Here is a 25,208-nt window from a genome sequence, read left to right as displayed (position 1 = left end):
AGTATCGGCAGGACATTATGAGGAATGAGCCATGGCAAACCCGGAACTACTGGAAGAACAGCGTGAAGAAACGCGCTTGATTATTGAAGAGTTACTCGAAGATGGCAGCGATCCAGACGCGCTGTACACCATCGAGCATCACCTTTCCGCGGACGACTTTGAGACCCTGGAAAAAGCGGCAGTAGAAGCCTTCAAGCTGGGTTATGAAGTGACCGAGCCGGAAGAGCTGGAGGTGGAAGAGGGCGACACGGTTATTTGCTGTGACATCCTGAGCGAATGTGCTCTGAATGCCGAGTTGATCGACGCTCAGGTTGAGCAACTGATGAACCTGGCTGAAAAATTTGATGTGGAATACGACGGTTGGGGCACCTATTTTGAAGACCCGAACGGCGAAGAAGGTGAAGACGGCGACGATGAAGACCTCGTCGACGAAGATGATGACGGCGTGCGTCACTAAGTCATCTGCTGACCTACGGTAGCGTCTGCTGCCGTAGGCCAAGGATAACGTATGGATTACCTGCAAATACTCTCCCCGATCCACAACTTCCTGCACTGTAAAACGCCCCAGGCCTGGCTTGATAAAGCTCGAGCCCCGGCGAATCTCCCTCTGTTACTGACGGATCATCTCGTCTGCGAGCTGAAAGCGGCGCAAACGGCCATGCTGCTGGTGCGTAAGTATGTTGCAGATAAACAGGGATCGCAGGCGCTACTGGACTGGCTGAAACCCTATGAAGCGTATGCTTTCAGAGAAGGGGATGAACCGGATTTTATCGCGCTGAATAAACAGATAAGTAAAAGCGTAATGCCGCAAACTGACGACCCGTGGGGGCGCAAGCTAATCGACAGCATGGTTTTGCTGATCAAAGAAGAGCTGCACCACTTCTGGCAGGTGCGTGAAGCGATGATGAGCCGCAACATTCCCTACGTCAAAATTACCGCCAGCCGTTATGCCAAAGGCATGCTCAAAGAGGTGCGAACCCACGAGCCATTAACGCTAATCGACAAACTGATTTGCGGGGCCTACATTGAGGCGCGTTCTTGTGAACGGTTTGCCGCGCTGGCGCCGTATTTGGATGACGATTTACAGGCATTTTATCTTTCGCTGCTGCGATCCGAGGCGCGGCACTATCAGGACTATCTGGCGCTGGCACAGCAGGTTTCTGCCGACGATATCAGTAGTCGGGTGCGGTTCTTTGGCGAAGTAGAAGCTGCATTGATTACTTCTCCCGACGATGAATTCCGCTTCCACAGCGGCGTGCCAGCCTGACTCTCTTCTCTGACGCGCGGCGCTAATCGTCGCGCGGTTTTACCTTTCCTGTTTCCATTAGCAAAATCTGGTGGCTGGAAATCGCTCGCTGCTGCCGTAATAATCAAAACACACGAAGGGGAAATATATCCCCGCAACAGAGACTGTTTTGCATAAGGATGGTTAATGAACTGGGCACACGTATTGTTGGCGGGTTATATCGGGGCGGTGATTGCTATCGTCGTTGGCATGTTTCGCAAAAAAGGCTGGCTGGGAAAGATCTCCGGCGCGGTGGTTTTTGTGGTAGCGATTGTCGCGTGGAATCTGTTTGATGTGCACTACCTGATCCCGCGCGAAAGCCCTGATTATGGGCTGACGGACGCGCAGAAATTTGAAAATGCGATGCTGGCAATGCCTGTTTATCAGGTACTTAAAGAGCAAGAACCCGCGTTATGGCAGAATATCCTCAACCAGGCAACGCAACTGAAAGAAGCTGGGAAAAGCGAACAACAGATTATCGACGCTATTCAGCCGCAAATCCTGCAGGTACAGATGGCGCGTTTGCAGCAGGCACCCGATGCCAATGTGATTGAGTATATGAAAATTAACCTCGAGCAGATTGCTGCGGTGGCAAAAGTGGGCGATGACGAGTGTTTTCGCTTTCTGTTCCCGGCGGTGAAAGGCGGGATTAACCCGGTGCGTATTATTCCGCGGGAGCTGATGAATCGTCGTATGGCCAGCGACATGAGTATGATGCACGCGGCTTATGGCCCGAACAAACATACGGTTACGGCGCAAGAGAAACAGCTGGCGCTTCAGGATCTGCAATCCATCGGCCCGGGATTGGTACAGCGCTTTGGACCGGATATCCAGATTATGGCTGATCCGAGTAAAGGTGTGGGCAAAGAGAAAGTCGCTTGTGAAATGGTGCAGGATTTATGGTCACAGGTGCTGAAGCTGCCAACCGCTCGCGCGGCTGGCGTCATTCGGCTGATGCTCTCCGCCGAAATGCAGTAACACAACCATTGCCCCTCCGGCTGAAGTCAGAGGGGTTTTAACATCCGCACTTCGCAATCCACGTGCCCGGTACAGCCCAGCGCTTCGCTGATATGCTCAAACCCTAAATGTTCATACAGGCGGATAGCCTCGGTCAGAAACGCCGTGGTCTCCAGATAGCACTGTTTGAAACCCTGCTCACGGGCATGTTCGAGGGCCATCAGCGCCAGCTTTTTCGCCAGCCCCTGACCGCGTGCGCTCGACAGGAAGTACATTTTTTGCAGTTCGCAAATGTCCGGTTCGCTACATCCTAACGGCGCAACGCCGCCGCCGCCCACGACTTCACCGTTTTGCTCAACCACCCAGTAGGCCGCGCCCGGCTGGCTGTAAACCTGGAATAGTTCATCCAGATTAGGGTCGGCAACGGTATAGCCTTTATCGGCAGTAAGCCCGTATTCAGCGGAAACTTTGCGGATCACCGCAGCGATAGCGGCATTATCTGCTGCGGTGATTCGGCGCAGCGTAAGCGTGGTGGGTAGCACAACATTCATAATATGGCTCAATTCTAAAAATACACTTATATATTTATTTAATACCACTCTCTTCTGTCGGGTGCAAGACGTTCCTGAATCAGAAAAAATTAAAACACATTGGCTAATTAAAAATAGTATTGTAAACGAACCAGTAAATAAACACTGGTTTTTATTTTTTATCTTAATGGAATTTATATTAGGGATATTGTTCATGAATGATTTTGTTGGTGGTCGGGAAAATCAACGACACACATTTATTTTTATCGGTAAAGGATGGCAGTACTTTATTATTTGCATTGTCAATTTTTTGCTGTGTTGTATTACTCTGGGTATTTATACACCGTGGGCGATAGTGAAATGTCGGCGTTATATTTACGAAAATATGACTCTCAATGGCCAACCCTTTACCTATAAGGCGACTGGTGGCGCGATATTCGTAAGCTTCTTGTCGATTATGGTGGTTTATGGTGCCAGCATGAGTTCTATTGCTAACGGCAGTCCTCTCGTTGGTTTTACTTTGATTGGTTTACTGGTAGCTGTCCTTCCATTAATGACCATAAAAAGCCTGCAGTATCAGGCGATGATGACGTCGCTTAACGGTGTGCGTTTTGGTTTTGACTGCTCACAATTACATGCATGGCTTTTTTTACTGGTTGTGCCAGTGGTGCTTGCTGTGGTGAACTGGGGAGTGATTTATCTTCTGATACTTGCCACCGACTGGATTGAGGGCAGTACTGGAATGCTTATCAGAATAGCATTTATTGCGTTGGTGGGAATTGTGGGCATGGGTATCACCTACGGTATTACCTATGCAAAATGGATGCAGTTAGTGGGTAATGGCGGTAATTTTGGTATTCACCGCTTTACTATTAACGTCAATATGAAAGCAAGCATAGTGGGGTGTATTAAAGCCGTGCTGGTACTGCTGCCATTTGTTGTTGTGATTGTCTGGCTAATTGCCCCTATTTTTCTGCAAATGGTGATGTTGGCTGTGTTAGGCGTGGCCGACGACGAATTTATCCGGGAGAATCAGAGCAGAATAATGGCGAGCTATTTTCTCTATTTCGCCGGAATTATTGTGGTTGGAAGCTATTTATACACCACGCTACGTAATCTGTTCATGAATAACCTGGCGCTGGCCGAGGGCAAAATCCGCTTTCATTCTTCCGTCACTGCACATGGCCTGATCTGGCGTTTTGTACTGGTGTTGTTTATTTCAGGCATCACGTTTGGGCTAGCTTATCCGTGGATGAAAATGTGGCTGGTCAGTTGGCTGGCCAGTAACTCCCATGTACAAGGGGATTTGGATGCGCTGGAACTGACTGACCATACAGAGGCATTGGAAACAGGTCCGGCGATGTGGGTATCACGTGGTGTGATGACCTACTTCCCGTTCATCTGATACAACAAGGCCGGAGCATGCTCCGGCCTTTAATACGTGTATAACGTCAACGGCAATTACAGCGCGGCGATGACCGCCTGCTGCTCAATCAGCTTCGCTTTCGCTTCCGCATAACCGTCCAGCTTCTCACGCTCTTTGGCGATAACTGCTTCCGGTGCGCGAGCAACGAAACCTTCGTTGGAAAGTTTGCCTTCGATACGGGCAATCTCACCTTCGATTTTCGCCACTTCTTTCGCCAGACGCGCCAGCTCATCTTCTTTATTGATGAGGCCAGCCATCGGGATCAGCAGCTCGGCGCCGTCGATGATTTTGGTCACGGAGACTGGACCTTTGTCATCGGCTGGCAGCACGGTGATGCTTTCCAGACGCGCCAGGTTCAGCAGGAAGCTGCGGTTATCGTTCACACGGCGCATCGCATCAGCGCTGCAACCACGCAGCAGCAGTTCGAGCGGTTTGCCTGGGGCGATGTTCATTTCCGCACGGATGTTACGTACGGCAACGATCGCCTGCTTCAGCCATTCGGTATCAGCCAGTGCGGCTTCATCAACCTGTGCGGCGTTATATTCCGGGAACGGTTGCAGCATGATGGTGTCGGCAGTAATACCGGAAATCACCTTCACGCGCTGCCAGATGGTCTCGGTGATGAACGGGATGATCGGATGCGCCAGGCGCAGCAGACCTTCCAGAACGGTGACCAGCGTATTGCGGGTGCCGCGCAGTTCAGACTCGGAACCGCCGTTCATTACCGGCTTGGTCAGCTCCAGATACCAGTCGCAGAACTGGTTCCAGGTGAATTCGTACAGAATGCCCGCGGCGATGTCGAAGCGGAAGTTGTCCAGCGCTTCGCGGTACGCTTTGATGGTCTGGTTGAATTCAGCAAGGATCCAGCGATCCGCCAGCGACAGGGTCATTTCGCCGCCGTTGAAGCCGCAATCCTGGTCTTCGGTGTTCATCAGCACGAAGCGGCTGGCGTTCCACAGCTTGTTACAGAAGTTACGGTAACCTTCCAGACGCTTCATATCCCAGTTGATGTCGCGACCGGTAGAGGCCAGCGCCGCCAGGGTGAAGCGCAGTGCGTCGGTGCCGTGCGGCTCGATGCCGTCCGGGAACTGCTTCTCGGTACGCTTGGCTATCTTCTCGGCCAGCTGCGGCTGCATCATGTTGCCGGTACGTTTCTCCAGCAGTTCTGCCAGGGAGATACCGTCGACCATATCCAACGGGTCAATGACGTTGCCCTTGGATTTGGACATCTTCTGGCCTTCGTCGTCGCGGATCAGACCGGTCATGTAGACGGTCTTAAACGGCACCTGCGGCTTGCCGTTTTCATCTTTGATGAAATGCATGGTCATCATGATCATGCGGGCAATCCAGAAGAAGATGATGTCGAAACCGGAAACCATCACGCTGGTTGGGTGGAACTGACGCAGCGCGTCGGTGTTTTCCGGCCAGCCCAGGGTAGAGAAGGTCCACAGTGCGGAGGAGAACCAGGTATCGAGAACGTCTTCGTCCTGGCGAAGCTGAACGTCGGCACCGAGGTTGTTTTCCTGACGCACTTCGTCTTCGGTACGGCCAACGTAGACGTTGCCGTCGTTGTCATACCATGCCGGGATACGGTGACCCCACCACAGCTGACGGGAAATACACCAGTCCTGAATATCGCGCATCCAGGAGAAGTACATGTTTTCGTACTGCTTCGGTACGAACTGAATGTCGCCGTTCTCAACCGCTTCAACCGCCGGTTTCGCCAGCACGTCGGCACGGACGTACCACTGGTCGGTCAGCATCGGTTCAATAACCACGCCGCCACGGTCGCCGTAAGGTACGGTCAGGTCGTGCGGTTTAATTTCTTCCAGCAGGCCCAGCGCATCAACAGCGGCAACCACCGCTTTACGCGCGGCAAAGCGTTCCAGCTTCTGGAACTCGGCCGGGATTTCATTGGAATAAACGTCGGACTCTTCGCCTTTGGTGTCGTACACTTCCGCGGTTTCACGGATGTCGCCGTCAAAGGTCAGAATATTGATCATCGGCAGGCCGTGACGTTTCCCGACTTCGTAGTCGTTAAAGTCGTGCGCCGGGGTGATCTTCACGCAGCCGGTGCCTTTTTCCATATCAGCGTGTTCATCGCCGACGATGGGAATGCGGCGGTTAACCAGCGGCAGAACAACAAATTTGCCAATCAGATCTTTATAACGCGGATCTTCCGGGTTGACGGCCACGCCGGTATCGCCCAGCACGGTTTCCGGACGGGTGGTGGCGACGACCAGGTAATCTTTACCATCAGCGGTTTTCGCGCCGTCAGCCAGCGGATAGCGGATGTGCCACATTGAGCCTTTCGACTCGCGGTTTTCCACTTCCAGGTCGGAAATCGCGGTGCGCAGTTTCGGGTCCCAGTTCACCAGGCGCTTGCCACGATAAATCAGGTCTTCTTTGTACAGGCGAACGAAGACTTCTTTCACGGCATTGGAAAGACCTTCGTCCATAGTGAAGCGCTCGCGCTCCCAGTCAACGGAGTTGCCGAGACGGCGCATCTGGCGGGTGATGGTGCCGCCGGATTCCGCTTTCCACTGCCAGATTTTGTCGATAAACGCTTCGCGACCGTAGTCGTGGCGGGTTTTACCTTCTTCAGCGGCAATCTTACGTTCAACCACCATCTGGGTTGCGATACCCGCGTGATCGGTACCGGCCTGCCACAGGGTGTTTTTACCCTGCATGCGCTGGTAGCGGATCATGGTATCCATGATGGTTTGCTGGAAAGCATGACCCATATGCAAACTGCCGGTGACGTTCGGCGGCGGGATCATGATGCAGAAGGACTCTTTGCTTTCATCGCCGTTAGGTTTGAAATAGCCCTGCTTTTCCCAGTGCTCGTAAAGCGGCTGTTCGATATCTTGTGGGTTGTATGTCTTTTCCATTATTTCCAGGTTGCCGTATTCAGGTTAAAACCGGCCACGCGGTAAGCTTTGTAGCGATCGCGTGCCGATTGTTTCAAAGAATCTTCGTAAGGAACGAAGTCTATCACTTCTGTGAAAGCGGTGGCAAAATCTGCAAAGCCAACGCGCAAACTGATAAGCAGGTCGCGCGGGCTGCTGTTGCGTTTCTCCGGCCAGGCAATTTCTACCGGTGCGCCGCCTCTGGGGCCTTCACCTGCCAGATTATGCGGAACAAAGCTTTCTGCCGGTCTTGCCCACAGGGCTTCATCCAGTCGAAGAGCCTGCTTTTCGTTTTCGCAGGCGATCAGCACGCGCTTGCCAGCACGCCAACGTTCTGCGGCAATTTCACACACCAACTGCTCGACGGCGCTTAAGCCATCGTGTTGCGTGTCATTGTCCAGAAGATAGAAAGTTGCGTTTCTCATATATGGGGCTTCTTCTGGTGAATTTAAATGCGTTGCCATGATGCACAGTCGTAGGCCGGATGGCGTTGCGCTTATCCGGCCTACGGGTCTTATTGCTTGTGCTTACCGCCTTACTCTTCGCCGTTAAAACCGGCACGATTGAGCAGGAACTGCGACAGCAGCGCCACCGGACGACCGGTTGCGCCTTTGGCTTTCCCTGAGCGCCATGCGGTACCGGCGATATCGAGGTGCGCCCAGTTGTACTTACGGGTAAAGCGTGACAGGAAGCAGCCCGCGGTAATGGCACCGCCAGGACGTCCGCCGATGTTCGCCATATCCGCAAAGTTGGACTCTAGCTGCTCCTGGTATTCATCACCCAGCGGTAAACGCCACGCGCGGTCGCCAGCCTGTTCGGACGCACCGATCAGCTCATGCGCCAGCGGGTTGTGGTTCGACATCAGGCCAGTGATGTGATGGCCCAGCGCAATCACGCACGCGCCGGTCAGGGTTGCGACGTCAATCACCGCTTCTGGCTCAAAGCGCTCGACGTAGGTTAATACGTCGCACAGGACCAGACGGCCTTCGGCATCGGTATTGAGAACTTCAACGGTCTGACCAGACATGGTGGTCAGCACGTCGCCTGGACGATACGCACGGCCACCCGGCATGTTTTCGCAGCCTGCCAGCACGCCGACGACATTGATTGGCAGCTGGAGCTCGGCCACCATGCGCATCACGCCATATACCGCTGCCGCGCCGCACATGTCGTATTTCATCTCATCCATGCCTTCGGCTGGTTTGATGGAGATACCGCCAGAGTCAAAGGTTAACCCTTTACCGACCAGCACGATCGGACGCGCGTCTTCGGATGGATTGCCTTTGTACTCGATGACCGACATCAGCGACTCATTCTGCGAGCCGTGACCGACGGCCAGATAAGAGTGCATGCCCAGCTCTTTCATCTGCTGCTCGCCGATCACGCGGGTTACAACATTTTTGCTGTAGCTGTCTGCCAACTGGCGCGCCTGAGAGGCAAGGTAGGCGGCGTTACAGATGTTCGGCGGCATGTTGCCGAGATCTTTTGCTGCTTTAATGCCGGCGGCGATCGCCAGACCGTGCTGGATCGCACGCTCACCGCTGGTCAGTTCCCGGCGGGTCGGTACGTTGAAGACCATTTTACGCAGCGGTCGACGCGGCTCGCTTTTGTTGGTCTTCAGTTGATCAAAGCTGTACAGCGTTTCCTGTGCCGTCTCAACGGCCTGACGCACTTTCCAGTAGTTATTGCGCCCTTTGACGTGCAGCTCAGTCAGGAAGCAGACGGCTTCCATTGAGCCAGTATCATTCAGCGTATTGATGGTTTTCTGAATGACCTGCTTGTACTGGCGCTCATCAAGCTCGCGCTCTTTGCCACAACCAATGAGGAGAATTCGCTCAGACAGAACGTTAGGAACATGGTGCAGCAACAGGGTTTGACCTGGTTTGCCTTCCAGTTCGCCACGACGCAGCAGTGCGCTGATGTACCCGTCGCTGATCTTGTCGAGCTGCTCTGCAATCGGAGAGAGACGGCGTGGTTCAAAGACACCCACGACGATGCACGCACTCCGCTGTTTCTCCGGGCTACCGCTTTTTACACTGAACTCCATGCACTACGCTCCTGAATCTTAAAGACAACGGCGGTGGCTACGGATAGAATTGCAAGCTTTCGTAACTCATACCCGCTGTTGCGGTGACTTCGTGTTAATCTTAACGTTATTACGGCATTGGCACGTCAGAACAATTTCTGAGAGGTGGATCCGTTGAGTATAATGATCTTAGCGACGATTTCGACGACTCAAGAGAATAAATGACGTTTAAGCCATGAAACAAGCTAAATTCCGGCAAAAGACGGGTTTTTACGGGCGTATTTAAAGTGATAATCATAAGATATCTGGTTCGGGAAACGCTCAAAAGCCAACTTGCGATCCTATTCATCCTGCTTTTGATCTTCTTTTGTCAAAAGTTAGTCAGGATCCTTGGTGCGGCGGTTGACGGTGATATCCCGGCGAATCTGGTGCTCTCGCTGCTGGGGCTGGGCGTGCCAGAAATGGCGCAACTTATCTTGCCATTAAGCCTGTTCCTCGGGCTGCTGATGACGCTGGGCAAACTGTATACCGAAAGTGAAATTACGGTCATGCACGCCTGCGGGCTGAGCAAGGCTGTCTTAGTAAAAGCGGCGATGGTGCTGGCGCTGTTTACCAGTATTATTGCGGCGGTCAACGTGATGTGGGCCGGACCGTGGTCCTCCAGACATCAGGACGAAGTCCTGGCGGAGGCGAAAGCGAATCCCGGTATGGCGGCGCTTGCTCAGGGGCAATTCCAGCAGGCGACTAACGGCGGCTCGGTGCTGTTTATCGAAAGCGTTGACGGCAGTAACTTCAATGATGTGTTCCTCGCGCAAATCCGCCCGAAAGGTAACGCCCGGCCTTCGGTGGTGGTAGCGGACTCCGGTCATCTTACCCAATTGCGCGATGGCTCTCAGGTCGTGACGCTGAACCAGGGGACGCGTTTTGAAGGGACCGCGCTGCTGCGCGATTTCCGCATTACCGACTTCCAGAATTATCAGGCGATTATCGGTCATCAGGCCGTGGCGCTGGATCCAAACGATACCGACCAGATGACCATGCGTACGCTATGGACGACCGACACCGATCGCGCCCGTGCGGAGCTGACCTGGCGTATCACGTTAGTATTCACCGTATTTATGATGGCGCTGATGGTTGTACCGCTGAGCGTGGTTAACCCGCGTCAGGGTCGCGTACTGTCCATGCTGCCAGCAATGCTGCTTTATTTGCTGTTCTTCCTGGTTCAGACATCGCTGAAGTCGAACGGCGGCAAAGGTAAGCTGGATCCGGTGTTCTGGATGTGGACGGTTAACCTGGCGTATCTGGCGCTGGCGATTGTGCTTAACCTCTGGGATACGGTGCCGATGCGCCGCTTACGTGCCCGTTTTATGCGTAAAGGAGCGGTATAATGCAGCCTTTTGGTGTACTTGACCGCTATATCGGTAAAACCATTTTCACCACCATCATGATGACGTTGTTCATGCTGGTGTCGCTCTCCGGGATCATCAAGTTTGTCGACCAGTTGAAAAAAGCCGGGCAGGGGAGCTACGATGCGATGGGCGCCGGGCTGTATACCCTGCTCAGCGCGCCGAAAGATATCCAGATCTTCTTCCCGATGGCGGCGCTGCTGGGTGCTTTGTTGGGGCTGGGTATGCTGGCGCAGCGCAGTGAACTGGTGGTCATGCAGGCTTCTGGCTTTACCCGTATGCAGGTGGCGTTGTCGGTGATGAAAACCGCGATTCCGCTGGTGCTGCTGACGATGGCCATCGGCGAATGGGTGGCGCCGCAGGGCGAACAAATGGCGCGTAACTACCGTGCGCAGCAGATGTACGGCGGCTCGCTGCTCTCTACCCAGCAAGGTTTGTGGGCGAAAGATGGCGACAGCTTTGTCTACATCGAGCGGGTGAAAGGTGACGCCGAGTTAGGCGGAATTAGCATCTACTCCTTTAACGACAAGCGCCGTTTGCAGTCCGTCCGCTATGCCGCAAGTGCGACGTTTGACCCGGAGCAGAAGGTCTGGCGTTTGTCGCAGGTGGATGAATCCAACCTGACCGATCCGAAGCAAATCACCGGCTCGCAGACGGTGAGCGGCACCTGGAAAACCAACCTTACACCCGACAAGCTCGGCGTCGTGGCGTTGGATCCTGATGCGCTCTCGATTAGTGGTCTGCATAACTACGTGAAGTACCTGAAGTCGAGCGGCCAGGACGCCGGCCGCTACCAGCTCAATATGTGGAGCAAAGTCTTCCAGCCGCTGTCTGTGGCGGTAATGATGCTGATGGCGCTGTCGTTTATCTTTGGTCCGCTGCGTAGCGTCCCGATGGGCGTGCGCGTGGTGACAGGGATTAGCTTCGGCTTTGTGTTCTATGTGCTGGACCAAATCTTTGGCCCGCTGACGCTGGTGTACGGCATTCCGCCGATTATCGGCGCGTTGCTGCCAAGCGCCAGCTTCTTCCTGATAAGCCTGTGGCTGATGCTGCGTAAGTCCTGATATTCGCCCCTCCCGCTGTGCGGGAGGGGCGCCTTCCTGCTAGCGTTTTCTCCCGCCCATCAAACTCCCCAACATGCCGCGGATTATCTGATTGGTGACCTGTCGCGCCGCGCTCTTCGCCACGCTCTGTACCACGCCATCGCGCTTGCCGCCGCGCGGTCCGGTGCTGCCAAACAGAATATCCTTCAATCCACCGAGAATACCGCCGTCCACATCGATCGCTTTACCGTTGGCGGGAGGTGTATTTTGCTGCTCGGTGCTGGCCTGCACGCCTTGCTGTAAACGCTCATAGGCGGACTCGCGGTCTATCTGTTCTTCATATTTACCGTACAGCGAGGAGTGATTAATCAGCCCGTTGCGCTCGTCATCCGTCACCGGTCCCATCCGCGAGCACGGCGCAATCACCATTGCTCGTTCAACCACAGACGGGCTGCCTTTAGCGTCCAGAAACGACACCAGCGCCTCGCCGGTTCCCAGTTCCTGAATGGCTTTTTCGGTATCAAATGCCGGGTTGGCGCGCATGGTTTGCGCGGCGGTTTTCACCGCTTTCTGATCCTTCGGTGTAAACGCGCGCAGGGCGTGCTGCACGCGGTTCCCCAACTGACCGAGCACGTTGTCCGGAATATCTGACGGGTTTTGCGAGACGAACCACACGCCGACCCCTTTCGAGCGGATCAGGCGGATCACCTGTTCGATTTTATCCAGCAGCACCTGCGGGGCGTCGTTGAACAGCAGGTGAGCTTCATCGAAGAAGAACACCAGTTTTGGCTTCTCCAGATCGCCTGCTTCCGGCAGCTGTTCGTACAGTTCGGAGAGCATCCACAGCAGGCTGGCGGCGTACAGTTTGGGCATCTGGTAGAGCTTCTCTGCGCTGAGGATGTTGATCATCCCTTTGCCGCTGGCGTCAGTTCGCATCCAGTCTTTGATGTCCAGCATCGGTTCGCCAAAGAAGTGCGCCGCCCCCTGTTGCTCCAGCGACAGCAGTCCACGCTGAATTGCCCCGACCGAGGCGCTGCTGATATTGCCATACTGATTCTGGAAGGATTTGGCGTTATCGCCGATGTACTGGGTAATGGCTCGCAGGTCTTTGAAATCGAGCAGCAGCAGGCCCTGGTCATCGGCAATGCGGAAGATAATATCCAGCACGCCGGACTGTACGTCGTTGAGGTTCAGCAAACGGGCCAGCAGCAGCGGGCCGAGGTCAGATACCGTGGCCCGCACGGGGTGACCTTTTTCGCCGAAGATATCCCACACCGTGACCGGATTAGCATGCGGTTGCCAGTCGGTAATGCCGATATTTTTCAGGCGGGCGAGCAGCTTTTCAGAGGCCTGCCCTTCCTCGGCCACGCCGGTTAAGTCGCCTTTCACATCGGCCATAAATACCGGTACGCCAATTTCAGACAGCGATTCGGCCAGCTTCTGTAGCGTGACGGTTTTACCGGTCCCGGTCGCGCCGGTAATCAGTCCGTGACGGTTGGCCATGCCTGGCAGTAAAAACAGTTCGGTGTCCGGCGTGCGGGCAATTAGCAGGGGTGCGCTCATTGAGATTTCCTCCATTTATCTTGCCTGGAGTATAGGCAATGTCCATCAAAGAGAGTATGCAATGGCCAGAGAAAATGACTTAAAGCGTATTGCCGTGATAAATCTGGTACCCCAAATCCACGGTGTTGTGGTTATGGTCGTTGTTCTTGATTTTGCTCAGCAACATCTGCGCTGCCATGCGGCCAATGTCAAAACGCGGGGTGATCACGCTGGCGAGGCTTGGGATCATCTGCCTGCCCATTTCCAGCCCGTGAAAACCGGCAATCGAGATCTGTTCCGGAACGGCCAGATCGCGCTCGCGGCACAGCAGCAGCGCGCCCATCGCAATATCGTCGTTGGTGCAAAAAACGCCGTCTAAATCCGGATGCGCGGCGAGCGCGTCCCGCATCATCTGGGTGCCGAGATGGATGGACGAAATAGAACGCGGATTGACGCGCAGCGGCACCAGATCCCGGCGCGTCATGGCATCGCAATAGCCGCGATAGCGCTGTTCATCGCGGACGTCGTCTTTCGAACCGAGATAGAGGATTTTGCTCCGCTGGCGTTTATCCAGCATGGTGCTGACCATATCAAACGCCGCCTGACGGTTATCGAACCCTACTTCCATGTCCAGACGATCGCCCTGAATATCCATCAGCTCCACCACCGGAATGTTGGCTGAACGCAGAAACTTCACCGTGCGCAGGGTGTGATATTTCTCGGACAGGATAATGCCGTCGATATTATACGACAGCAGGTTGATCACCGACTCTTCCTCGGATTCCCGGTCGTAATTGTAGTTGGCGATCAGCGTCTGATAGTTATGGTCCGAGGTGACCGACTCAATGCCGGCCAGAATGTCAGCGAACAGCTGGTTTTGAAACGAGGGGATCAGCACACCAAGCGTATAGCTTTGCGCATTCAGCAGCATCGCGGGCGCGCGGTTGGGGATGTAATTAATCTCCTCCATAATCTGCGCGATGCGTTCGCCGGTTTCTTTTGCGACCTTTTTTGGCGAGCGAATGTAGCGGCTCACCGTCATTTTGGTCACGCCCGCCAGCGTGGCGATGTCTTGCAAAGAAATTCTGTGGTTCCTCATTTTCTCTCCAGTGCCGGGGAGCGCGGATCTGTGCTCCCCGGTGATGACCGTCTTAATGCAGAATGGCGTTCAGCGCCAGAACCCCCAGCAGCCCCATAATGGAAATCAGCGTCTCCATTACCGTCCAGGTACGCAACGTTTCCCCGACGCTGAGATTAAAATAGCCTTTAAACAGCCAGAATCCCGGATCGTTAACGTGGGAGGCAATCACGCTGCCCGCGCCGGTAGCCAGCACCATCAGCGCCGGGTCGGCGTGGGTGACGTTAATAATCGGCAGTACCACGCCTGCGGTGGTGATCGCCGCCACGGTGGCTGAACCGAGCGCGATACGCAGCAAGGCGGCGACCGTCCAGCACATCAGCAACGGAGAAAGCGACGTGCCGGTCATCAGGTGCGAGATATATTGCCCGACGCCGCTGTCGACCAGAACCTGCTTAAACGCGCCGCCCCCGGCGATGATAAACACAATCATCGCAATCGCACCGATAGAGTCGCCAATGATATCCATAATTTGCTCGATCGTACGTCCGTTACGTCGACCAAGGGTAAAAATGGCGAGCACGATAGCGATAAACAACGCGACGGCAGGGTTACCGATAAACTCAAAGAACACCCGTACGCTGTTGGTTTTCGGCAGCGTGATTTCGCACACTGCGGCGACCGCCATCAGTATCACCGGGATTACTGCGGCAAAGATACTATTCCAGAATGACGGCATCTCTTCTTCGGTGAACAGATGCGGGTTGAATAACCCTTCCGGCGGCGCTTTCTCAAAGCGGGTCAGCAACTTAGAAAACAGCGGCCCGGCAACAATCACCGTCGGGATAGTAATAATAAAGCCGTACAGCAGGGTGGTGCCGAGATTAGCCTCGAAAATGGTGGCAATCGCGGTCGGCCCCGGATGCGGCGGCAGAAAACAGTGGGTCACGGACAGCGCAGCTACCATCGGGACGCCAACATATAGCAGCGGCAGGCCGGAAGAGGCCACCACCGTAAACACCAGCGGCAGCAGCAGAACAAAGCCGACTTCGAAAAACATCGCCAGACCCACCACCAGACCGGTGATCACCAGCGCCCACTGCACGCGTTTCTTACCAAACGTGCCAATCAGCGTGGTGGCGATGCGCTGAGCCGCGCCGGTATCGGAAATCAGCTTACCGAGCATTGCGCCGAAGCCAAGGATCATCGCCAGACCGCCGAGCGTCCCGCCGATCCCATTTTGTATTGAGTGCAAAACGGCCTGGGCATCCATCCCTTCGGCAAAACCGACGACCGCCGCCACCAGGACCAGAGCAATAAAGCCGTTAACTTTAAAACCAATCATCAGGACCAGGAGCAGCGCGACGCCTGCCGCAATTATTATTAATGGCATAATCGTTTCTCTTATATCCCCGTCATACTTCAAGTTGCAGGTGTGTTGGCTGCGCTCACTCACCCGAATCACTTACTCAAGTAAGCTCATCGGGTTCATTCACTTGCCGCCGTCCTGCAACTCGAATTATTTAGGGGTGGCCAAAAATGCAGCGCCTGGGCGCTGCGTGATGTTGCGTTGTGTTGTATCAGACGGCGACCAGCATGCCGCCATCGACAAACAACAGGTGCCCGTTAACAAAATCGGATGCTTTGGAAGAGAGGAAGACCGCCGCGCCAATCAGCTCCTGCGGATCGCCCCAGCGCGCGGCTGGCGTACGTTTGCACAGCCAGGCGGTGAAGGCTTCATCCTCGACCAGCGCTTTGGTCATCTCGGTTTTGAAGTAGCCCGGTGCGATACCGTTGACTTGGATATTGTGGCGCGCCAGCTCAACGCACATACCGCGGGTGAGCATTTTCACCGCGCCTTTCGAGGCGGCGTACGGCGTGATGGTGTCGCGGCCCAGCTCGCTTTGCATGGAGCAGATGTTGATGACCTTCCCGGCCTGACGTTCCACCATGCGACGCGTTACTGCCTGCGAGACCAGGAACACCGCCGTCTGGTTAACGGCAATCACATCGTTCCAGTCCTGCTCCGGGAACTCGGTAAACGGATGGCGGCGCTGAATACCGGCGTTGTTCACCAGTACATCGATTGGGCCAATGTCTTTTTCGATATGGTCGATGGCGGCATCAATGTCCTGTTTCTGCGTAACATTGAACGGTGCGGCAACGGCGCGGATCCCTTCCTGTTGCAGTTTGGCGACGGCGGCCTCCGCGCGCTCCGGCGTAATATCATTGACGATAATCTGCGCGCCATATTTACCCAGCCCGGTCGCCAGTAAATAACCAATACCCTGGGCCGAACCGGTGATCAGAATATTTTTTCCATCCAGTGAAAAAAGATCGTTCATTATGTTCTTCCTTATTTTGTTTCAGCAAAAACGAGCTGGACTTTCGCTGCCTGGGTTTTATCCCCGGCAAAGATCAGCGCCTGTTCAAGCTCGGTAAACGGATATTCGGCGCTCAGTAACGGCAGTGGATCGATAACGTTATTCGCCAGCCACGACACCGCAGTGTTGAACTCGGTGGTAAAGCGGAACGAGCCTTTGAGCGCGATCTCTTTGCCGATCAGCATCATCATCGGGAAGTCCGGCACCGCGCCGCCCATGCCGACCTGCACCATCACGCCTTTCGCGCGGGTGACCTCCAGGCAGGTGGTGATTGAGGACGGATGACCAGAGACTTCGAAGCTAACGTCGAAGTAGCCTTTTTCTTTTTTCCACTCATCGAGCGAGTCCTGCTGCGGGTTAATCAGCGTGTCAGCACCCATCTGCTGGGCAAGCGACAGCGAGCGCGGGCTGATATCAGCACAGACAATTTCTGCTGCGCCGAGCGTTTTCACTGCGCTGACGATCAGGCAGCCGATAGGCCCCACGCCGGAGATAAACACGCGTTTGCCCTGCAGGTCTCCTGCTTCATGCGCGGCGTGGATTGCGACTGCCAGCGGTTCGGCAAAGGCCATGACTTTTTCATCGGCGTGCTGGGGGTAGGGGATGCACTGCGCGGTATCGACGGTTTTAAATCGGGTAAAGCCGCCGTCAACGTGGGGAAAATACATGGCGCTGCCAAAAAAGCGCATTTCCGTGCACTGGTTTTCTTCGTGCTGCAGACAGTATTTACAGTGGCCACAGGGCTTCGACGGATTAATAGCCACCGACTGACCTTCATGTAATTCTTTTGAGTCGCTGTGCACCACTTTACCAATAACTTCATGGCCTAAAATCATCGGTGCTTTAACGGTAAAATTACCGACTTTTCCTTCCTGATAATAATGTAAGTCGGAACCACAAATTCCTCCTCGGGTAATTTGTACCAGCGTTCCTTTATTATTCCATTCAATATTTTGGTCGGTAATGGCAACAGTTTTCTTACCCGCGACAACGCAGGATTGTGTTTTGACTTGCATAAATGCCTCACTGGTCAGGTAGTAACCTCGGCAGCATTTAAACGGTTTTGATTGTTATTATTTGTGATAAAGATCACGCTGGAAAATTGTTACACTACAATGTTACGCATAACGTGATGCGCCTTGTAAATCTGCTCAGCCACGCCGAAAAAAGGTGAATTCTGCAATGTGGAAGGCGTAGTATCGCGCCATGGAATATGAATCTGGAGTTTTTTCAATGGCCGGGGAAAGTTATATTTTGATGGGCGTTTCGGGTAGCGGTAAATCTTTAATTGGCAGCAAAATTGCTGCAGTATTATCGGCTAAATTCATTGATGGTGACGATCTCCATCCGGCCAAAAATATTGATAAAATGTCTGAAGGTATTCCATTAACCGATGAAGACCGACTACCGTGGTTAGCACGATTAAATGACGCTTCATACAGTTTATATAAAAAGAATGAGACCGGGTTTATTGTCTGCTCGTCATTAAAAAAACAGTATCGCGATATATTGCGGCAGGGCAGTCCGAATGTGCATTTTTTGTGGCTGGACGGCGATTACGAGACCATTTTGGTGCGCATGCAGCGTCGGGCAGGGCATTTTATGCCGGTGGGATTACTCAAAAGCCAGTTCGACGCGCTGGAGTGCCCGCAGGAGGACGAACGTGATATTGCCCGCATCGACGTGAACCATGACATTGAGCATGTGACGGAACAGTGCCGCCAGGCGGTGCTCGCGTTTCGTAACGGGCAATAAGCCCAGCCCCTTGCGGGACTGAGCCTTGCATCAGAAGTCGGCTTTCAGCACCACGCGGTAACGGGCTTTGCCGTCACGCACGTGCTGGATAGCGTCGTTAATTTGCGACATTGGGTACAGTTCGGTGGTGGGCGACACCTTGCTGCGCCCGGCAAACTTCATCAGCTTGCGCAGTTCGAACGGCGTACCGGTTGCCGAACCGGAGATGCTGCGATCGCCGGCAATTAAGGTGAACGCTGGCACCGGCAGCGGCTTCAGCACCGCGCCGACGGTATGGAAGTTACCGCCGTAGGCCAGTGCTTCAAAATAAGGCTGCCAGTCGAGATCGACGTTAACCGTGTTAATAATGAGATCGAACTGGCCCGCCAGCGCTTTTAGCGCATCCGGATCGCGGCTGTTAACCACCTTATCCGCCCCCATCGCCAGCACTTCCTGCTCTTTCGCCGGATTGGAGCTGAACGCGGTCACTTCGCAACCCATCGCGTGTAACAGCTTAATGGCGATATGTCCCAGGCCGCCGATGCCGATCACCCCAACGCGGCTGGTGGCGGTGATATGGTGCATCAGCAGCGGTTTGAACACCGTGATACCGCCGCACAGCAAGGGACCCGCCGCCGCCAGATCGATGCTTTCCGGCAGCGGGATCACCCATTGCCAGTCGGCCCGCAGCTTCTCGGCAAAGCCACCGCGATTGAGAATAGTGGGAACGGAACCTTCCAGGCAGTTAATCTGATTGCCGCTGATACAGGCATCGCAATGCCCGCAGCTGCGCGCCGTCCAGCCAATGCCGACTCGCTGACCAACCTTCAGACCTTTATCTTGCGCCGCGCTGCCGAGCGCCGCCACGCGACCAATCACCTCATGCCCGGCAACCAGTGGATACTGAGAGAACCCCCATTCGTTGTCGATCATCGACAAATCGGAATGGCAGATACCACAGTAATCGACCTGGACTTCGACATCTTCCGGCTTAAGCTCGCCCGCATCATATTCATAGAGTTCGAGTTCGCTGCCCGCCGCTTTTGCGGCGTAGCTTTTTATCATCGACATCGTGTTTCCCTCAGTGTGGTGTTGAACTGGAAGTGTAGAGCATGGGGAAACGGGACGCTTCGCAGAAGGGGGGATTAATAAGGGGGCAAACTGTGACGATGGTTGCAGGTGAGAAAGGGAATGCTGAAATATTCGACACTTAGCGAGTCAGGCACACGCTGGTGCTTGCATGGTGGCGCATGACAGGTATAATCCACAACGTTTTCCGCATCCCTTCCGTGCCGGAGTGGCGAAATCGGTAGACGCAGTTGATTCAAAATCAACCGTAGAAATACGTGCCGGTTCGAGTCCGGCCTTCGGCACCATTAGTACTTCCAAGACCATCCGAGAAAGTCCATCAAACCCTTTAAAATCAATGCTTGCAGCGATTTTTACGTCCTGAGTTGTCCGAGGTAGTCCGTTGAAATCCGGATGTCATTGGGGGCATAATTGGGGGCATCTTAACTTCGATTAGAAATGTGCCCCCAAATGAAGCTCAATGCCAGACAGGTCGAGACCGCAAAGCCAAAAGACAAAAACTATAAAATGGCCGATGGCGGCGGTTTGTATCTTGAGGTTTCGGCCAAGGGATCCAAATACTGGCGTATGAAATACAGACGCCCCTCTGACAAAAAAGAGGATCGCCTCGCTTTTGGTGTTTGGCCTACCGTGACGCTTGCTCAGGCAAGGGCAAAGCGCGATGAAGCTAAAAAGCTGTTAGTGCAGGGCATCGACCCAAAAGCTGAACACAAAGAAGCTCAGGCCGAGAACTCGGGGGCATACACTTTCGAAACTATCGCTCGTGAATGGCACGCCAGTAACAAGCGCTGGAGTGAAGACCATCGATCGCGCGTTCTTCGCTATCTTGAGCTTTATATTTTCCCTCATATCGGTTCGTCCGACATTCGCCTGCTCAAAACCAGCCACCTGTTAGTACCAATTAAAAAAGTTGATGCCAGTGGTAAACACGACGTCGCTCAGCGCCTACAACAGCGCGTCACGGCCATTATGCGTTATGCAGTGCAGAACGATTACATCGACTTAAACCCAGCCAGTGATATGGCCGGTGCGCTATCGACAACCAAAGCGCGACATTACCCCGCTTTACCCTCCAGCCGGTTCCCTGAGTTTCTTACTCGTCTTGCTGCATATCGTGGCCGGGTAATGACACGGATCGCGGTTGAGCTTTCCTTACTGACTTTTGTGCGTTCCAGTGAGTTACGTTTCGCGCGTTGGGATGAATTCGATTTCGATAAATCTCTTTGGCGTATACCTGCAAAACGAGAAGAAATTAAAGGTGTGCGTTACTCGTATCGTGGCATGAAAATGAAAGAGGAACATATTGTTCCTCTCAGTCGGCAGGCGATGGCTTTGTTAGAGCAGCTCAAGCAAATTAGTGGCGATAAAGAGCTGCTGTTCCCTGGGGATCACGACGCAGCCAAAGTTATGAGTGAAAACACGGTCAATAGCGCATTGCGTGCTATGGGCTATGACACGAAAACCGAGGTTTGCGGGCACGGGTTTAGAACGATGGCGCGTGGTGCTATGGGCGAATCAGGGTTATGGAGTGATGATGCGATAGAGCGCCAGTTGAGCCATTCAGAACGTAATAATGTTAGGGCTGCATATATCCATACTTCCGAACATTTAGATGAGCGAAGACTAATGGTTCAATGGTGGGCTAATTATCTTGATATAAATAAAAGAGAGTATGTTACTCCTTATGATTTTGCGAAAAATAAAGAGTGATAATATTTCTATTAATTTAGGGGGGGGGAGTCCCCCCCTTCTAAATCTATACGACTACTTTTCTTGATACTGGCGACCTAAAAATCTATGCGATTTCGTAAGGGTCACACGCCTATATTCTTCAATATCTAATTTTAGTTCATCTTTTTCAATTTCTTTTAGCTTGTCTAAATTTAATGTCAAAATGTACTGAGTATCTTCTAAACAGCTTGATTTGGATGATATATAGTTCAGGCTTTTTATTAATGTATCGGTGTCGACATCAAAAATGTTATCATGAATAAGCAGTTTCGGATGTTTAATAAATGTGTCATGTGTGAGTAACAATGACATATCGTATATGAATACTTTCTCTCTTTCATTGCTGTGACTGCCATCATCAAAGATTCTCAAGTCAAAATCAACGACGTTGTTTTTATCATTTGCAGATATGCTAAATGAGCACTTCCTATTTTCCATAACATAATCGTGTATAGAGGATAGCGTGTCTTTGAACTCTGAAATAGTCGCGCTTTGGTTTGATATATCTATTTCTAAGTCAACTATTTTGGCTGCTTTTTCAGCCTTTTTAGCTTTCGTTTTAAACTCGTAGTCATCGAATTTTTTTATGAATGAAGATAATTGCGAGAGCTCTTCAAGTTTTTTCTCATAAGCTAGGAATAGTGATTTAATATTTCGCAAGTGGCCATTTTGTTTTATGATGGCTGTTTTCGAGTTTAGCTTTAAAGATATATCATTTATGGATTTTTCTATTTTGTCTATATCGAATAGAATCGAATCTTTTCGCGAATCAATGAGTACCCTTTGGAAATTGTCAATTTTCTTTTTGAATCCTAAAACATCGCTAAGCTCTTTACCTATGTTATCGCCCAGCCCGGCTTTAAGTTTGTTATATAATTCAATGACTTCATTTTCATCTATGTAATTATCACCAATCAGAGTCTGTATTTTATTTAACTCTGATTTCAATATGGCTTTTTTATTTCTCAAACTATCCAGGCTATCTTCATAACTAGCGATTTCATCGCGAACGAAATCAAAAGTTTTATCCCCCTCTAGCAAATCCATCTCTTGTTTGATAATTTTAACTTGATAATCTAGATCATTAACTTCTGACCTTGCGCTTGATATTTTCTTGCCGGATATAGTTTCTATATCAGCCTTGAGTTTTCTTTTGGCAATGCTGAGTTCTGAAATTGATTTGTTTATTTCTTTTATTTTTTTATAAAGCTCAATGTTGATTCCAAAAAGGAAAAGATGTGGGGTGTAATCTGGAGGAATGCGTTCTTTGGTATCATAACAGTCAATGATAGATTTGAACTCCGAGCGTTCATCTCGAATTAATGGACCAAGAATATTTCGAAAGGTCGGATGGGGTTTTGAATTCATATCTTCAAACATTAATATGGTTAGAAAGTGATTTACATCTTCAGTAGATGTAAAATCCTTCCTAACCCCATTAATAAATAATGTAGGTGTATTTTCTGTTGCAATACTTCTTTTTGTTATAATATGGTTTTCATTAATAAAAAAATCTAAACATACATGTATTTCTGTTGGAAAATCCTTGCTTGGGATTTTTGACAGACGACTACGTTTATAATCCTTCATTAGGCCAAAATTAATAAACTCTATAAGAAGGGATTTTCCGACACCATTGGTTTTATTTGATGAGTCGTCCTGTTCACCTAATATTAGATTGATACCTTTCTTGAACTCGATGGGCTCAAAAGAAGAAGGTTCACTGTAAAGTTTATTTATTCTTATCATTTTTTAAAACCACATAAGGTTCGTTAAAATCAATTAAATCTAGCGCGTATAAAAAAATCATTCCGTAGTATATAGAACGCACTCCGATTAATCTATTTTTTCTTAAGTTTTTTGCTAACTCAAAGATGCTTATGCAATCTTTGTCTTCAAGCAACTTTAATATGTATGAGCCTACTATCGGGGCTGATTTCTCTATGCGCTCGTCTTTTGAGAAAAGTTTTAGCATGGAGTTTTAACCTTATTTGGGAAAACATTGCACCTAATCATATTGTCTATTAAATAATATTGTATTGCAGCGTCGTCATAGTCAATCCCATTAGAACTTAGGCGAGAGGCGTAATACTCTATCATTTTGTCTAAAGCTCTTACAGGATCACCATTACATTCATCTAATGCCGAGTTGCTAGCGCGCTTTAGATATGCCGAAAGTTTGTTGGTGTTTATTGTTCCAGAGTCATTTGAATTACTGATTTCATTTAAAATACCTGCATATGTGCTAATTAAAGACATATAAATATCCATGAGATATTCCGCATATTCTGAAAATCTTTTATTTATTTTACCATGAGGATCTGGCTCTTCTACAAAACCATTTCCGTTTAGAGGATGGTCGTCAGCACTCAGAATTTTTATCATTTCCAGAATGGTTGTGACTTCTTTTGGTGCTTTTTGTGAGGGTGTGTCAAAAATTTGAGATGATAAGTAGTCACAAATCTGTTGTATTTTAGAAGGAGATAAACTCATTATGACTTTAATCAAGTCAGTATAATCTAAAACATCTTTTGAAATAGATATTACAAATTTATCTCCGTAGGTTTGGGTTTGATATCTTTTCTTTTTAGTTAAGATTAAAACCATTAGCCTGTCGATATTTTTTATATTGTCTGTCTCTATAAATCCATCCACTGTTTTTTTGATTTTAGAAAAATCAGAAGTGGATGTGACTTGGATGGCAAGTCTATTTTTTACATCGATAAGGTCTATCGATTTAGCATTGGCATCAATAGTATTTAAATTTATAAGTGATACATCATATATGATATTTAGAAGTTCACAAAAAAAATACTCTGCATGTATATTTAAGTCTGTTAGGTTCAGGCAAGTGTTTAACTCAATTTTATACGCCAAAATTGCTAATTTAGTGCTTATTTTCTCAATGTTTTCTTTTCGCTGTAGCATGTCCTTGGCCTCAGTTGCACCTGCTAAGCACAAAGTGTGCGTTATGTAGCCATATTAAATATGAGGGTTGATACATACCAGTAAAATTTGTCAGAAAAAAACAATGTTTGGCACTTGGCGCGCAATGCTCTCCCCGCCACGCCTGCCCGCTTAAGAGGTCGCTTTTAATGCAGGTGCATGAACCGGCTCAGGCCGCGCCGGTACTGGCGTGGTAGGGAAAATAAAATACGGGGATTTGCATGCAAAACCATGCACCTTATGGATGCATGGCTTTTTTCGGGAAAAATAGCGGAATTTTCGGGGATTTTTTCGCGTGCTACCGTGCGGCCAGTTCTGCACGTCGGCGGGTGTAAATCAGGTTCTGTGCCGGGGTGAATTTCTGGCGATTATCATCCCGGGAAGCCGCATCAGGCCTGAATCCGATAGCCGTTAAAATATCGCTGTCCTGCACGGAATAATTAATTTTTTCACCTGCGGCCAGCCACACCGACAGGGCTTCACGCAGATAATCAACCGAGTGCTGCATGGCGCTCTGTTTTACTGCGGGAATTTGTTCGTGATATCCCATCAGCTCAGGCGCCAGCGTGGCGGCCAGATCCGCGCCGTGCTGCTGCATAAAGTCATGGAGCCGGTTGCGGATGCTGATGTGCTGCACTTCCTCATGTGAGCGGATATAGCGACCGGCGGCCTGATTAATCTCCCATTTTTTCACGTCGATATTGTCGCGTAAATCCTGCATTCTGCGCGGGATTTGTTCGTCACCGGCAAGGAGCTGTTCACGGTATTCAAGCTCAAGGTCAGCCAGTTCGGCTTTACGTTTCAGCCAGGTGTTTTTGTTCGTCTGACAGGCCTCAAAGGCCTGCTGCAATGTCACAGTGGTCACGTGTCTCTCTCCTGATTAATGCCGGAACGGCGAGCTGTAGCAGCCCTGTACTTTACGCGGCGGCGGTGGCGTCACCGGTGCGGGGTCGGTTTTTTCCGGTGCGGCACGTATCACACCGTCAACCGACTCGATGGTGCGGAAAGTGGCCGAGCATTCGATATTGGTACACTGGTGATAACGCTGTTTGACGTTTTCCGACAGATAACGGCTGGTACGGACGTGCGCGGTCTTTTTGCAGAACGGGCAGTGAAACATGA

The 25,208-nt window shown here is 51.3% G+C and carries 24 protein-coding genes and 1 tRNA gene; 10 read left to right on the top strand and 15 right to left on the bottom strand.

The genetic code is table 11. From position 1 onward, the window contains the following. Positions 1-31: 31 nt before the first annotated feature. The 3 genes from rraB to HVZ52_RS20110 all read left to right on the top strand — a co-directional run bounded on the left by rraB (position 32) and on the right by HVZ52_RS20110 (position 2,263). Complete coding sequence (gene rraB / locus HVZ52_RS20120; RefSeq protein ID WP_016151501.1) at positions 32-457, top strand: ribonuclease E inhibitor RraB; 426 nt, start codon at positions 32-34, stop codon at positions 455-457. A 51-nt stretch (positions 458-508) separates the two neighbouring features. Next, positions 509-1,267: a tRNA isopentenyl-2-thiomethyl-A-37 hydroxylase MiaE gene (gene miaE / locus HVZ52_RS20115; protein WP_019078254.1), complete on the top strand. Its 759-nt coding sequence runs from the start codon at positions 509-511 to the stop codon at positions 1,265-1,267. 165 nt (positions 1,268-1,432) lie between these two features. Further along, positions 1,433-2,263 (top strand): hypothetical protein, encoded by an 831-nt coding sequence (locus tag HVZ52_RS20110; protein WP_053388735.1) that lies wholly within the window; start codon positions 1,433-1,435, stop codon positions 2,261-2,263. Positions 2,264-2,289: 26 nt separating this feature from the next. Here the strand turns inward: HVZ52_RS20110 and HVZ52_RS20105 are convergent, their stop codons facing one another. After that, the gene (locus tag HVZ52_RS20105) at positions 2,290-2,793 is read right to left on the bottom strand and encodes a GNAT family N-acetyltransferase (protein WP_019078256.1); all 504 of its coding nucleotides are present in this window, start codon (positions 2,791-2,793) and stop codon (positions 2,290-2,292) included. 193 nt (positions 2,794-2,986) lie between these two features. On the opposite strand from HVZ52_RS20105, the gene HVZ52_RS20100 reads away from it, so the two are divergent. After that, positions 2,987-4,177, top strand: coding sequence for a DUF898 family protein (locus tag HVZ52_RS20100; RefSeq protein ID WP_065554565.1), 1,191 nt, complete (start codon positions 2,987-2,989; stop codon positions 4,175-4,177). Between the two features lie 56 nt (positions 4,178-4,233). Here the strand turns inward: HVZ52_RS20100 and HVZ52_RS20095 are convergent, their stop codons facing one another. From HVZ52_RS20095 to pepA, 3 genes are all read right to left on the bottom strand, one after another. Further along, positions 4,234-7,089, bottom strand: coding sequence for a valine--tRNA ligase (locus HVZ52_RS20095; protein WP_016151504.1), 2,856 nt, complete (start codon positions 7,087-7,089; stop codon positions 4,234-4,236). Continuing rightward, positions 7,089-7,532, bottom strand: a complete 444-nt coding sequence (holC, locus tag HVZ52_RS20090; protein WP_016151505.1) for a DNA polymerase III subunit chi — start codon at positions 7,530-7,532, stop codon at positions 7,089-7,091. The genes HVZ52_RS20095 and holC overlap by 1 nt, the downstream gene beginning before the upstream one ends. Positions 7,533-7,642: 110 nt before the next feature. Beyond that, positions 7,643-9,154: a leucyl aminopeptidase gene (pepA, locus tag HVZ52_RS20085; protein WP_003025870.1), complete on the bottom strand. Its 1,512-nt coding sequence runs from the start codon at positions 9,152-9,154 to the stop codon at positions 7,643-7,645. 153 nt (positions 9,155-9,307) lie between these two features. On the opposite strand from pepA, the gene HVZ52_RS22970 reads away from it, so the two are divergent. From HVZ52_RS22970 to lptG, 3 genes are all read left to right on the top strand, one after another. Next, on the top strand, positions 9,308-9,358 hold the full coding sequence (locus tag HVZ52_RS22970) for a hypothetical protein (protein ID WP_212723231.1): 51 nt from the start codon (positions 9,308-9,310) through the stop codon (positions 9,356-9,358). A gap of 62 nt (positions 9,359-9,420) precedes the next feature. Further along, positions 9,421-10,521, top strand: a complete 1,101-nt coding sequence (lptF, locus tag HVZ52_RS20080; protein ID WP_016151506.1) for an LPS export ABC transporter permease LptF — start codon at positions 9,421-9,423, stop codon at positions 10,519-10,521. Beyond that, positions 10,521-11,603 carry an LPS export ABC transporter permease LptG gene (gene lptG, locus HVZ52_RS20075; protein ID WP_008786067.1) on the top strand — a complete coding sequence of 361 codons (1,083 nt, stop codon included), beginning with the start codon at positions 10,521-10,523 and terminating at the stop codon, positions 11,601-11,603. The genes lptF and lptG overlap by 1 nt, the downstream gene beginning before the upstream one ends. Positions 11,604-11,642: 39 nt before the next feature. Here lptG and HVZ52_RS20070 read toward each other — a convergent pair whose 3' ends face one another. From HVZ52_RS20070 to idnD, 5 genes are all read right to left on the bottom strand, one after another. Then, entirely contained in the window at positions 11,643-13,145 is a 1,503-nt protein-coding gene (locus tag HVZ52_RS20070) for a helicase HerA-like C-terminal domain-containing protein (RefSeq protein ID WP_016151507.1), read from the bottom strand. Positions 13,146-13,224: 79 nt separating this feature from the next. Then, a complete protein-coding gene (locus tag HVZ52_RS20065; protein WP_016155580.1) occupies positions 13,225-14,223 on the bottom strand; it encodes a LacI family DNA-binding transcriptional regulator in 999 nt (332 codons plus the stop codon). Between the two features lie 52 nt (positions 14,224-14,275). Continuing rightward, a complete protein-coding gene (idnT, locus tag HVZ52_RS20060) occupies positions 14,276-15,595 on the bottom strand; it encodes a gnt-II system L-idonate transporter (RefSeq protein WP_016155581.1) in 1,320 nt (439 codons plus the stop codon). Positions 15,596-15,782: 187 nt separating this feature from the next. Further along, on the bottom strand, positions 15,783-16,547 hold the full coding sequence (gene idnO, locus HVZ52_RS20055) for a gluconate 5-dehydrogenase (protein ID WP_016151510.1): 765 nt from the start codon (positions 16,545-16,547) through the stop codon (positions 15,783-15,785). 11 nt (positions 16,548-16,558) lie between these two features. Continuing rightward, the gene (gene idnD, locus HVZ52_RS20050; RefSeq protein WP_016155582.1) at positions 16,559-17,602 is read right to left on the bottom strand and encodes an L-idonate 5-dehydrogenase; all 1,044 of its coding nucleotides are present in this window, start codon (positions 17,600-17,602) and stop codon (positions 16,559-16,561) included. Positions 17,603-17,819: 217 nt separating this feature from the next. On the opposite strand from idnD, the gene idnK reads away from it, so the two are divergent. Continuing rightward, on the top strand, positions 17,820-18,341 hold the full coding sequence (gene idnK, locus HVZ52_RS20045; RefSeq protein ID WP_103928868.1) for a gluconokinase: 522 nt from the start codon (positions 17,820-17,822) through the stop codon (positions 18,339-18,341). A gap of 30 nt (positions 18,342-18,371) precedes the next feature. Here idnK and HVZ52_RS20040 read toward each other — a convergent pair whose 3' ends face one another. Next, positions 18,372-19,391 (bottom strand): NAD(P)-dependent alcohol dehydrogenase, encoded by a 1,020-nt coding sequence (locus HVZ52_RS20040; RefSeq protein ID WP_016155584.1) that lies wholly within the window; start codon positions 19,389-19,391, stop codon positions 18,372-18,374. Positions 19,392-19,611: 220 nt separating this feature from the next. Between HVZ52_RS20040 and HVZ52_RS20035 the strand changes: the two genes are divergently transcribed. Next, a tRNA-Leu gene (locus tag HVZ52_RS20035) sits at positions 19,612-19,696 on the top strand. 163 nt (positions 19,697-19,859) lie between these two features. Then, positions 19,860-21,119 (top strand): integrase arm-type DNA-binding domain-containing protein, encoded by a 1,260-nt coding sequence (locus HVZ52_RS20030; RefSeq protein WP_181598633.1) that lies wholly within the window; start codon positions 19,860-19,862, stop codon positions 21,117-21,119. 54 nt (positions 21,120-21,173) lie between these two features. On the opposite strand, the gene HVZ52_RS20025 is transcribed toward HVZ52_RS20030, so the two are convergent. From HVZ52_RS20025 to HVZ52_RS20005, 5 genes are all read right to left on the bottom strand, one after another. Beyond that, complete coding sequence (locus tag HVZ52_RS20025; RefSeq protein ID WP_181241659.1) at positions 21,174-22,889, bottom strand: DUF2326 domain-containing protein; 1,716 nt, start codon at positions 22,887-22,889, stop codon at positions 21,174-21,176. Then, complete coding sequence (locus HVZ52_RS20020; protein ID WP_181241658.1) at positions 22,873-23,115, bottom strand: ABC-three component system middle component 6; 243 nt, start codon at positions 23,113-23,115, stop codon at positions 22,873-22,875. The genes HVZ52_RS20025 and HVZ52_RS20020 overlap by 17 nt, the downstream gene beginning before the upstream one ends. After that, positions 23,109-24,068: an SMEK domain-containing protein gene (locus HVZ52_RS20015; RefSeq protein WP_181241657.1), complete on the bottom strand. Its 960-nt coding sequence runs from the start codon at positions 24,066-24,068 to the stop codon at positions 23,109-23,111. Before HVZ52_RS20015 ends, HVZ52_RS20020 begins: the two co-directional genes overlap by 7 nt. A gap of 316 nt (positions 24,069-24,384) precedes the next feature. Continuing rightward, a complete protein-coding gene (locus HVZ52_RS20010; RefSeq protein ID WP_181598632.1) occupies positions 24,385-24,951 on the bottom strand; it encodes a phage polarity suppression protein in 567 nt (188 codons plus the stop codon). 15 nt (positions 24,952-24,966) lie between these two features. Then, positions 24,967-25,206, bottom strand: a complete 240-nt coding sequence (locus HVZ52_RS20005) for an ogr/Delta-like zinc finger family protein (protein WP_000468231.1) — start codon at positions 25,204-25,206, stop codon at positions 24,967-24,969. Between the last annotated feature and the right edge of the window lie 2 nt (positions 25,207-25,208).

It is taken from the genome of Citrobacter sp. RHB36-C18 (genome assembly GCF_013814485.1).
GTDB lineage: Bacteria > Pseudomonadota > Gammaproteobacteria > Enterobacterales > Enterobacteriaceae > Citrobacter > Citrobacter braakii.
This window is presented reverse-complemented; position numbering and strand designations above follow the sequence as displayed.